Source organism: Mesorhizobium sp. M0768 (assembly GCF_040320195.1).
In the GTDB taxonomy this organism is placed as follows: domain Bacteria; phylum Pseudomonadota; class Alphaproteobacteria; order Rhizobiales; family Rhizobiaceae; genus Mesorhizobium.
The window spans coordinates 49,669-60,164 of the sequence record NZ_JAMYPD010000032.1 but is presented as its reverse complement, the minus strand read 5'-3'; the positions used below and the strand labels follow the sequence as shown (position 1 = coordinate 60,164).

Sequence of the window (10,496 nt, the reverse complement as noted above, 5' to 3'; positions counted from 1 at the left end):
CCACGAAAGGGACGGCATTGCAGCCGTCGGTCGAAAATCAGCAAAGCTAGGAGAGGTTCTAACTATGTCATACTACCCTCCCGCGCCGTCACGGCGCACCGATGTCCTCGGAAAAACGCCGGATGAGGCCATAGCCTTTTGACAGCGACGTCCCGCCCTTGAAAAGCAGCCGTGGCTCCCCCGCAGGCCGTTCGTGGTAGAGCGAATTGAGCGTCCAGCAGACCCAGAAATCCTTTTCGACATTGCCCACCGGAGCTCCGATCCGATTGGCCGTGGTGAGGAACAGGTCGAGCCGGTCACGTGGGGATGCCGCGATGATCTGGCGGTAAGCATCGGTACTCATGGCTTCGCCTCGTGCGGGTCCGCCCTCAGGATTTCGCGGAGGAACTCCTGCATCCAGATCGGCACGGCGGAGAGACCGGCGCGCAGATCCTCGCGAATGGCCTCGCCGTGCTTGGGGTCGGCAAACAGGCGGCGCAACGTCGCCTGGATACGCTTGCGTTCGCCCTTCTGGGTCAGCATGTCCTGCATCCAATGCAAGGCCTGGACGACCCGCATCCCCGGCCGATCCGCCCAATAGAGGCGGCTAGGGGCAGCGTATTTGAAGTGGATTTCCTGCGTGCCGAGCTTGATTGGCTTCAACCGCGCATCGACGAGCACTTCTATCCGGGCGGGGACGGCGGTCGTCAGGCCGAGGTCGTTGGCGGCCGTCATACCATCGATGACGGCGCGCGCCCGATCGCGGCGCGTGACGGCGCGGATCACAGCGCGATAATCCGGCACGGTGGCGCGGCCAGTCAGGTTGTTCGTGCGCGGCCGGTCATAGAGGCCTCGGTCGATCCGGCGCAGCTCCCCGGCGGCTGCCAGGCGCTGCAGGGTTTTGTCCACGGCGGCGCGCGCGCCGAGATCGGCGAAGTCGCCGGGGGTCCAGACCTCGTCGGGTTTGGACTCAATGCGGGCAAGCAGGCGCGAGCGAAGATCGGTATCGGGCTCAACTATGGGCATGTCCGAAATATGCTACAAGTTTCGGACAAAGGCAAGGCAATGAGTCCGAAATATGCTACAATTTTCGGACACTCGTGGCGCCTAAAACTCCAAAAATGGAACTCGCATTTTCGCATTGAAGGATATGGCCCGAGCATCGAATGCCTCCTTCCGCAGGGGCACGACATCATCCCGGTTGAGTCTTAGCCAAGACGAGAACAAATGTAGAACATATCACAGGCTTTCCGCGTTTCAAGGGTCAGATGAGTGTATCGGCGCCCCCCGCTGCCATTTCCGAGCTTCGAGACCGCATCGCGCGCCTCGAAGGCGGAAATGCGCGCGTGCGTACAGTTTTGCCGTTCGGAGTGGCCGCGATCGACAGGGTTCTGCCGGGAGGGGGACTGGCTTTTGGCGGTCTGCACGAGGTCGCAGGCGGACGAAATGGCGCTGTCGACGGCGCGGCCGCTGCACTCTTCGCTGCCGGGATTGCCGCACGCACTGTCGGCAAAGTGCTGTGGTGCGTTACCCGGCCCGATCTTTTCGCGCCTGCGATCGAACAGGCCGGTCTGCCTCCGGGACGGGTGATTTACGTCGAGGCCGGCGACGAAAAATCCGTTCTCGCCTGTTTCGAGGAGGGCCTTCGCGGCGGCTTTGGCGCTGTCGTTGCCGAGATTGCCCGGCTTTCGATGACGGCCTCGCGGCGGCTTCAGCTCGCCGCCGAAAGCTCCGGCGCCATCGGCATCGCCATTCGCCGCTGGCGTCGGCAGACGGAGGCCACGGACTTTGGCCAGCCAACCGCCGCCGAGACACGCTGGCGGGTGTCGGTCCTGCCGTCGACACCATTGCCGGTGCCGGGGATTGGACGGGCGCGCTGGCACCTTGAACTGATCCGATGCCGTGCAGGAGAGAGTGGGGATTTCACAGTGGAGGCTTGCGATGCCAAGGGTCGTATCGCTCTTCCTTCCGATGTGGCCGACAGACCGCTTCAGAAGGAAATCGGGCGACGCCGCGCCTCCGCCTGAGACGCCGCTCGTCCTCATCGGCCGTGATGGTCGTCGCCGTGTCGTGCTTGCGGCCGACGCGGCAGCACGCAACGCCGGCCTGCGCATCGGCATGCCGGCGAGCAAGGCGCAGGCGCTGGTCCCGGGCCTGATTGTCCATGATGCTGAGCCCGAGGCCGACGAGATCGCGCTCGAGCGGTTGGCGCTATGGGCGCTGCGCCGCTATGCACCTGTCGTCGCCTCGGATCCACCGGACGGCATCGTCATCGACACGACCGGCGCCGACCATCTGCACGGCGGCGAGGCGGCAATGCTCACCGAAATGGTGGCGCGGCTTGGCGCATCGGGCTTTACTGCACGCTGCGCGGTCGCTGACACCTGGGGCGCTGCTCACGCACTGGCCCGGTTCGGTACACGGCGGAGGCTTGTGGTTCCATCCGGCGCCATTGCACAAGCGATCCTGCTGCCACTGCCGATCGCCGCCCTCCGTCTTCCCGCCGTGACGATCGATAGCCTGCGACGGCTCGGCTTCGAGACAATCGCGGATCTTGCTGGCACGCCGCGCGCATCGCTGGCCTTGCGTTTTGGGCCGGAACCCGGCCGCCGCCTCGACCAGGCGTTCGGGCGGGTGAGCGAACCGATCGAGCCGATCCGGCCGGAGGAAATCGTCGAAGTGCGCCGCAATTTTGCCGAACCGATCGGCGCGGCAGAAACCATCGCGCGCTATACCGGCAAGCTGGTCGCTGAACTTTGCGCCTCACTCGAGACGCGAGGACTTGGCGCACGCCGCCTCGACCTTCTGTTCTTCCGCGTCGACAATCGCGTCGAGGCGATCCGTGTCGGCACGGCAACGCCGGTTCGCGATCTGAAGCGCCTGACCCGGCTGCTCACCGATAAAATCGAGACGATCGATCCGGGATTCGGCATCGAGCTGATGCGGCTTGTCGCGACCGTTGCCGAGCCGCTGCGGGCCAAGCAGATGATTTCCGCGCTCGCCGAGGCGGCCGAACCCGATGTGTCGGATGTGATCGACATCCTCGCCAACCGTGTCGGCGAGGACCGGCTCTATCGCTTCGCCCCGGTGCAGAGCGACGTTCCCGAACGGTCGGTTCAACGCATTGCCCCGATGGCGCCTGATACCGGCGAGGGCTGGCCGGGCCATTGGCCGCGCCCAGCCCGCTTACTGCCGCGGCCCGAGCCGATCGAGACGGTCGCACTTCTTCCCGACCATCCGCCCGTGACCTTCACCTGGCGCGGGGTGCGCCGCCGCGTGAAACGGGCGGACGGTCCGGAACGCGTCTTCGGGGAATGGTGGAAGCGCGACGCCGAGCTCGCGGCGGTGCGGGATTATTTTCAGGTCGAGGACGAGAACGGCGAGCGCTACTGGGTCTTCCGCGCCGGCGACGGCGAAGACGCCGCGACCGGATCGCATAAATGGTTCATGCACGGGATCTTCGGATGACTGGCTCAACCCGATATGCCGAGCTGCAGGTGACCTCGCATTTCAGTTTCCTGCGTGGAGCATCGTCATGCGAGGAGCTGTTTGCGCAGGCGGCACGGCTTGGCATCGAGGCGCTCGCTATCGCCGACCGCAATTCGCTTGCCGGCATCGTGCGCGCGCATGAAGCGGCGAAAACGACAGGCGTCCGGCTGATCGTCGGCTGCCGTCTCGATCTCGCCGACGGCATGTCGATCCTGGCCTATCCAACCGACCGACCGGCCTATTCGCGGCTTTGCCGATTGCTGTCACTCGGCAAGGGCAGGGCCGGCAAAGCAAAATGCCATCTCGATTGGGATGATGTCGTCGCCTATGGCGAAGGTCTGATCGCGATCCTGGTGCCCGACCACGCCGATGATCTTTGTGCCGTTCGTTTGCGGCGGCTGCGCGAGATCTTCGGCGATCGCGCCTATCTGGCGCTCACCTTGCGCAGGCGCCCGAACGACCAGCTCCGGCTTTACGGGCTGGCTAACCTGGCGGCCGCGATGGGGGTGCGAACCGTCGTTACCAGTGACGTGCTTTTCCACGAGCCGTCCCGCCGCATGATGCAGGATGTCGTCACCTGCATTCGCCACAACGTCACCATCGATGACGCCGGCTTCCGCCGCGAACGTCATGCCGACCGCTATCTCAAACCGGGCGATGAAATGGCGCGGCTGTTCAGCCGTTATCCTGAGGCCCTGGCGCGCACCGTCGAAATCGCCGATCGCTGCCGGTTCTCGCTCGACGAGCTCGCCTATCAATACCCCGAGGAAAAAACGATGCCGGGCCTCACGGCGCAGCAGGCGCTGGAAAAACTGACCTGGGAAGGTGCGGCCCGCCGTTACCCCGAGGGCTTGCCCGACAAGGTGATCAAGATTCTGAAGCACGAGCTGCGGCTGATCGAGACGCTCGAATATGCGTCGTACTTCCTGACCGTCAACTCGATCGTCCGCTTCGCCCGCAGCCAGGACATCCTCTGCCAGGGCCGCGGCTCGGCCGCCAATTCAGCGGTCTGCTATGTGCTCGGCATCACCTCCATCGATCCCGAACGCAACAACCTCCTGTTCGAGAGGTTCGTTTCGCAGGAACGGCGCGAGCCGCCCGACATCGATGTCGATTTCGAGCATGAACGGCGCGAGATCGTCATGCAGTGGGTCTACGAGACCTACGGTCGCACTCACGCAGCACTTTGCTCCACCGTTATCCGCTACCGCACCAAGGGCGCCGTCCGCGATGTCGGCAAGGCGCTCGGCCTGCCCGAGGACATGACCAAACTTCTGTCCTCACAGGTCTGGGGCCATGGCGAGGCGGTGGATGAGCAGCGCGCCCGCGAGCTCAACCTTAATCTAGGCGATCGGCGGCTGCGGCTGACCCTTGAACTCGCGGCGCAACTTGCCGGCACGCCGCGCCACCTCTCGCAGCATCCGGGCGGCTTTGTCCTGACCCACGACCGACTAGATGATCTCGTGCCGATCGAGCCGGCGGCGATGAAGGATCGCCAGGTGGTGGAATGGGACAAGGACGATATCGACGCCCTCAAATTCATGAAGGTGGATGTCCTGGCCCTGGGCATGCTGACCTGCATGAAGCGGTCATTCGATCTCCTATCCGAGCACAAGGGCATCGCTCTCGACCTGGCGACGATCCCGGCCGAGGATCCGCGCACTTATGCGATGATCCGCAAAGCCGATACGCTCGGCGTCTTCCAGATCGAATCCCGCGCCCAGATGTCGATGCTGCCGCGCATGAAGCCCCGGACCTTCTACGACCTTGTCATTGAGGTCGCCATCGTCCGACCTGGTCCGATCCAGGGCGACATGGTCCATCCCTATCTTCGCCGGCGCGACGGGACGGAAGAGGTGACGTTTCCGACGCCGGAGCTCGAGCGCGTGCTCGGCAAAACGCTCGGCGTCCCGCTGTTTCAGGAGCAGGCGATGCAGGTCTCCATGGTCTGCGCCGGCTTTTCCGCCGGCGAGGCCGACCAGCTGCGCCGCGCCATGGCCACCTTCAAGCACACCGGCGGCGTCTCGAAATTCCGCGACAAGCTGATCAACGGCATGATCGCCAACGGCTACACCCCGGAGTTTGCCGAAAAGACCTTTTCGCAATTGGAGGGGTTCGGCAGCTACGGCTTTCCCGAAAGCCACGCCGCCTCCTTTGCGCTGATCGCCTACGCGTCCTCCTGGATGAAGTGCTGGCATCCGGATGTCTTCTGCGCCGCACTTCTGAATTCGCAGCCGATGGGTTTTTATCTGCCGGCCCAGATCGTGCGTGATGCTCGCGATCATGGCGTCGAGGTGCGTCCGGTCCGCGTCAATGCCAGCCGCTGGGATTGCACGCTGGAACCGACCGATGCCGAAGATCGCTTCGCTGTCCGCCTCGGTCTTCGCATGGTGAAGGGTCTCGCCAATGATGACGCGGCCGCAATCGTCGCGGCGCGGGCCGACGAACCCTTCCTCTCGGTTGACGATCTCTGGCGCCGCGCCGGCGTGCCGGCGGCTTCACTTGTCCAGCTCGCCGAGGCCGATGCCTTTCTGCCGGATTTGAACCTTGCCCGCCGCGACGCGCTCTGGGCGATCAAAGGGCTGCGCGACGAACCTTTGCCCCTGTTTGCGGCTGCGACGTCCCGCGAGCAGAAAACCGTGCCGGAGATCCACGAGCCTGTCGTGACGCTGAGGCCGATGACGGCGGGTCGCGAAGTCGTGGAGGATTACGGCCATGTCGGGCTGACCTTGCGTAGCCACCCGGTGTCGTTTCTGCGTGCCGATCTTAGCCGGCGCCGCATCGTGACCTGTCAGGAAGCCATGCAGGCGCGAGACAGAAGCTGGCTCGAGGCCGCCGGCCTGGTGCTGGTCCGGCAGCGGCCGGGCTCGGCCAAAGGCGTGATGTTCCTCACCATGGAGGACGAGACGGGCGCCGCCAACGTCGTCGTCTGGGTCAAGGTGTTCGAGAAATTCCGGCGCGTGCTTCTTTCGTCGGCCATGCTCGGCGTGCGTGGCCGCATCCAGCGCGAAGGCGAGGTGGTGCATCTTGTCGCTCACGAGCTGACCGATCTGTCGGCCGAGCTGGCCAGCCTGGGAAGTCGCGAGACGCCGTTTCCATTGCCGCACGGCCGCGGTGACGAGGCCCATCATGGCGGATCGGGCGTTGATCCGCGCGGCATGCCGAAAACGCGCGATATCGTCGATCCCTATGAGCACATCGACCGCATCAAGGTGAAGACGCGGGATTTCCGATAAAGCTGCAGCGGTCATCATGTGGTAGTCTGGCCCGCATAACGACGCTTTATCTCAATTGGCGCGCAAGACGGTGAATCCCACAAAGCCGAATAAAACGCAGCCGCCGAAATGGATCGAGCCTCAGCTGACGCGCCTGGTCGACGAAGCGCCCAACGGCCCCGATTGGCTTCACGAGATCAAGTACGACGGATACCGCATGCACGCGCGGATCGACCGCAGCGACATCCGCTTGCTCACCCGCACCGGCCTCGATTGGTCGCACCGCTATCAAGCTACGATAGCGGCCCTGCGCGCGCTCCCGGTGAAAGACGCATATGTCGACGGGGAGCTGTGCGCCGTTCGGGCCGACGGTGTCACCTCCTTCAGCCGCCTGCAGGCCGCTATGGACGAGGGCCGCACGGGCGATCTTGCCTTCTTTGCTTTCGATCTTCTGTTCCTGAACGGAGAAAGCATTGCGAAGCTGCCGCTCATCGACCGCAAGGCGCGGCTGGAAGGCCTCTTTTCGACCGACATGCCCGGCCTGCGCTTCAGCGATCACGTGATCGGCGACGGGCCTGCGTTCCGCAAGCACGCCTGCCGGCTTGCACTCGAGGGCGCTATCTCAAAGCGGATCGACAGCGCCTATGCATCCGGCAATCGCGGGCTATGGGTCAAGTCAAAGTGTCTCAACAGAGAGGAATTCATCGTCGTCGGCTGGACCGATCCGACGGGAAGCCGCCCGCATATCGGCTCGCTGCTTCTCGGCTACTACACCGATGATGGTCGTCTGATGTACGCGGGCCGCGCCGGCACGGGCATCACGGTTGCAGAGCTCAAGCGATTGGCTGGCCGGCTTAGACCACTTCAGGTAGATCGAATGCCCCTCGAAGCCCCACCGCCGCGTGAGAGCCGGTTCGGCTCGCCGCTTGAGCTGTCGCGCGTCCATTGGGTCAGGCCTGAAATGGTGGTCGAGGTCGCCTATCTCACCTGGACCGAAGACAATCTCCTGCGTCAGGTTTCGTATCAAGGTGAGCGGCAGGATAAGCCAGCCCGGCAGGTGGTGCGTTCCGTGCCCCATCCCTGATCGGCATCGGTCGCCGACCGGTTCATTCATCCGACTTGCTCCACCTGCAGCGTGCCGGGTGAAAGGTCTTGATCAGCGACTTGGCCGACACCGAAGGGTCGAGCCAATCCGCCCACGCGCTGCGATCGAGAATTACGATCTGCCGGTCGTGGTAGGGCGCGATGTCGGGTCCTGGCTCCATCGTCAGCATGGTGAATGCCTCGCCGACCTCAGGCGTTTCACGCCAGATGCCGGCGATGCAGAAGATCGGCTCCTCCCTCTTTGTGAAGAGTCACTTGTCCTTGCGCTTCTTCTTGGGTCTTCCGGATCGGTGAATTCGTAGAAGCCGTCCGCCACGATCAGGCAGCGACCGGACGTGAATTCTCGGCCCTCCGAACGGAAATTATAGACCGGCCGCTTGTTCGGTCCGGGCCAGCTCCAGCGACGTTGCATCATATCGCCTTCGCCTCGGACGCCCTCGATCGTCCTGATGATCGGCGCCAGGTCCGTGATCTTGACGTCCTCTCGCGCCTCGAGGTTCGGCGCGCCTTCGCCGAAACGGATTTTGATCTTGAGGTCGGCGAAGTCCTCCACGATCGAAGCGAGATCCACCATCAATCGATAGTCATTGCACATCGGTCCTCCGTTCGATCGCCATCGCAGCGCGACCGTGTTCTTGTTATGTTCGAACGACGATGAGTGCAAAGGTTTGGTCCCGCACAGGCTTGGTGAGAAAATCCACCGCGCCGGCCTTCATCGCTTTGACAGTCATCGGAATGTCGCCATGCCCGGTCAGGAATATCAATGGCTTGGGATTGCCGTTTTGGGCCAGATGACGCTGCAGATCGAGACCGCTCGCTCCTGGCATGCGCACGTCGACGATGAGGCAACCTGGACTGTCCAACACATCGGAGTCAAGCAATTCGCGGGTCGAGGCAAAGGAGACTGGCTGGAAACCCGCCGACAGGATCAATTCCGACAGGGCCTCCCGAACAGACGTATCGTCATCGACAATAATGACGAGCACCGGGTCCGCTTCACCCTTCCGCTGCTGCGATAACGGCGCCGATCTCCATAAGAGCGGCTGGTCAACTCTCATGTCCGTCCTCCGCGTCATGGTTGCGCAAAGTCTCGCCGATGGCCGCAAGTAGGGCGTGGGCATCGAAGGGCTTCCGGAAGAACCCGCTCATCCCCTTCGCTCGGTCCTGATCGACTATCTCGTGACGACCTGTGATCAGGAAGACCGGCAGCTCCGGGCGTGCCCTGTTCACCAGGTCACGAAGTTCAAAGCCATCCATGCCAGGCATTCCGATGTCGGTGATCAGCACATCGAGCCCCGTTAGCCCGCAGATCAACAGTTGTTGCGCCGACGAGAAGCTGCGGGCCACATAGCCAGCGGATTCGAGGAGCTCCTCGATTGACTCGAGAAGTCTTGGATCGTCGTCGACCACCGCCACAATAGGTTTATGCTTACTCACGCTCACTCCCTGCCGCCCGGCGCGAGTGGGTTATCGGTATTTCCAGTCGCTCGGCGATACGCACGAGATCGGCAAGGGACGCTGCCATATCTTCTGCATGACGTTTCTTCTGTGGATTTGCAAAGTGACCTCGCTGATCCCAAGCTCGGCGGCGGCCTGCTTGTTGAGCAGGCCACTCACCACAAGCGGCAGCGCCTCACGCTCGCGTGGCGTGAGTTCCTGATGGCGCTGCTTCAACACGCCAAGTTCAGCGCGCTCCGATCTGATTTCTCGGTCGCGGGCGATCGCCACGCGAATTGCGGCCTCGACATCGAGGATTAAGCAGGCTGGAAGGTCTGGCTTGTCCGCGCTGACATAGTGCCCAGCCGATCCAAAGGCGAGGGCACGCAGTCCGTGTGAAGCGAGCAACTCGCTCAGAGCCTCCCGAACGCGCTCGTCATCATCTACCACGAAGACAATATGATCAGTCACGGCGCAGACCTCCCTTCAGGGGATTGTTGGCGTTTCGTGCAGCAACTTGCTCAGCAATTGAATCTGGACTGATGGACTCACCTCAGTAACCTAGTCCCACCATTCCCGACTGCACCCTACGGAAATCCATGCATTGTGCGGCCGGCGGCGTCGGCGATCCTGCGCCGGTGAGGTGGCGGATGAGGTCGGATTTGCTTAGCACGCCTGCAGCCGCTCCATTGTCGTCACACACGACGACGAGACCAATACCGGGCTTCGAAAGCGAAAGAGCAGCGACTTGCACCGCTGCATGGCGTCGAGCACCATCAGCCGAGCCTTCGTCATCGAGTTGAGTTGTTCGATTTGCATCAAAATCCTCCGAGAGATCGCCTGCTGTCGAGCTCATTTTTCGGATGTCGTCAGGTTGGTGTCGTTCGTATCGACAACGAACACGGCAAGCATGCGCGCGCGTTCCGTCTTGCTGGCATTCTCCTCGAAGGTGTGATGATCACCCGGAAACTCAGAAAAGTTTTCGCCGGCCCGATAAGTCTTTATCGGACCGTGATTGACCTGAGTGTTGATTGCTCCTTCGAGGACCGTGGCATAGATGAATGCCGACTTTGCGTGAGTGTGCGCCTGGGAACTGCCGCCGGGCTCATATTCGACAAGCACGCCCTTGATGCTCTTGCCTGGAACGTTGGGTAGCGGCTGGTCGTAGACCAGCGTGGCCCTGGGGCCGTGCGAATCGTCGGCCAGAGCGCCGGTTGCGGAGATGGCTGCGACAGCAGCGATGAGGAGTGTAGTCCTGATCATTGTCTTGGC

The 10,496-nt window shown here is 62.9% G+C and carries 9 protein-coding genes and 3 pseudogenes; 4 read left to right on the top strand and 8 right to left on the bottom strand.

Annotated features, from left to right (window positions below):
* Positions 1–88 precede the first annotated feature (88 nt).
* Both NKI08_RS28385 and NKI08_RS28380 read right to left on the bottom strand, forming a co-directional pair.
* The gene (locus NKI08_RS28385; protein WP_352774223.1) at positions 89–343 is read right to left on the bottom strand and encodes a nucleotidyl transferase AbiEii/AbiGii toxin family protein; all 255 of its coding nucleotides are present in this window, start codon (positions 341–343) and stop codon (positions 89–91) included.
* A complete protein-coding gene (locus NKI08_RS28380) occupies positions 340–1,005 on the bottom strand; it encodes a DUF6088 family protein (RefSeq protein WP_128373590.1) in 666 nt (221 codons plus the stop codon). Before NKI08_RS28380 ends, NKI08_RS28385 begins: the two co-directional genes overlap by 4 nt.
* 242 nt (positions 1,006–1,247) lie before the next feature.
* On the opposite strand from NKI08_RS28380, the gene NKI08_RS28375 reads away from it, so the two are divergent.
* Genes NKI08_RS28375 through ligD form a run of 4 tightly spaced genes read left to right on the top strand, consistent with a single transcriptional unit; the run spans position 1,248 to position 7,767 of the window.
* Entirely contained in the window at positions 1,248–2,006 is a 759-nt protein-coding gene (locus NKI08_RS28375; protein ID WP_352774221.1) for an ImuA family protein, read from the top strand.
* Positions 1,921–3,447 carry a Y-family DNA polymerase gene (locus NKI08_RS28370; protein WP_352774219.1) on the top strand — a complete coding sequence of 509 codons (1,527 nt, stop codon included), beginning with the start codon at positions 1,921–1,923 and terminating at the stop codon, positions 3,445–3,447. The genes NKI08_RS28375 and NKI08_RS28370 overlap by 86 nt, the downstream gene beginning before the upstream one ends.
* Positions 3,444–6,704 carry an error-prone DNA polymerase gene (locus NKI08_RS28365; RefSeq protein ID WP_352774217.1) on the top strand — a complete coding sequence of 1,087 codons (3,261 nt, stop codon included), beginning with the start codon at positions 3,444–3,446 and terminating at the stop codon, positions 6,702–6,704. Before NKI08_RS28370 ends, NKI08_RS28365 begins: the two co-directional genes overlap by 4 nt.
* A 55-nt stretch (positions 6,705–6,759) precedes the next feature.
* Complete coding sequence (gene ligD / locus NKI08_RS28360; RefSeq protein ID WP_352774216.1) at positions 6,760–7,767, top strand: non-homologous end-joining DNA ligase; 1,008 nt, start codon at positions 6,760–6,762, stop codon at positions 7,765–7,767.
* 26 nt (positions 7,768–7,793) lie between these two features.
* Here ligD and NKI08_RS28355 read toward each other — a convergent pair.
* From NKI08_RS28355 to NKI08_RS28330, 6 genes and pseudogenes are all read right to left on the bottom strand, one after another.
* Positions 7,794–8,382, bottom strand: a pseudogene (locus tag NKI08_RS28355) (SOS response-associated peptidase family protein).
* 70 nt (positions 8,383–8,452) lie between these two features.
* Positions 8,453–8,845, bottom strand: a pseudogene (locus tag NKI08_RS28350) (response regulator transcription factor); the annotation flags it as partial.
* Positions 8,835–9,230 carry a response regulator gene (locus tag NKI08_RS28345; RefSeq protein ID WP_352774214.1) on the bottom strand — a complete coding sequence of 132 codons (396 nt, stop codon included), beginning with the start codon at positions 9,228–9,230 and terminating at the stop codon, positions 8,835–8,837. The gene NKI08_RS28345 and the pseudogene NKI08_RS28350, both read right to left, overlap by 11 nt.
* A pseudogene (locus NKI08_RS28340) lies at positions 9,217–9,695 on the bottom strand (response regulator transcription factor). The gene NKI08_RS28345 and the pseudogene NKI08_RS28340 overlap by 14 nt, the downstream one beginning before the upstream one ends.
* Positions 9,696–9,777: 82 nt before the next feature.
* The gene (locus NKI08_RS28335) at positions 9,778–10,080 is read right to left on the bottom strand and encodes a hypothetical protein (protein ID WP_352774212.1); all 303 of its coding nucleotides are present in this window, start codon (positions 10,078–10,080) and stop codon (positions 9,778–9,780) included.
* Entirely contained in the window at positions 10,077–10,487 is a 411-nt protein-coding gene (locus tag NKI08_RS28330; protein ID WP_352718760.1) for a cupin domain-containing protein, read from the bottom strand. Before NKI08_RS28330 ends, NKI08_RS28335 begins: the two co-directional genes overlap by 4 nt.
* Positions 10,488–10,496 lie beyond the last annotated feature (9 nt).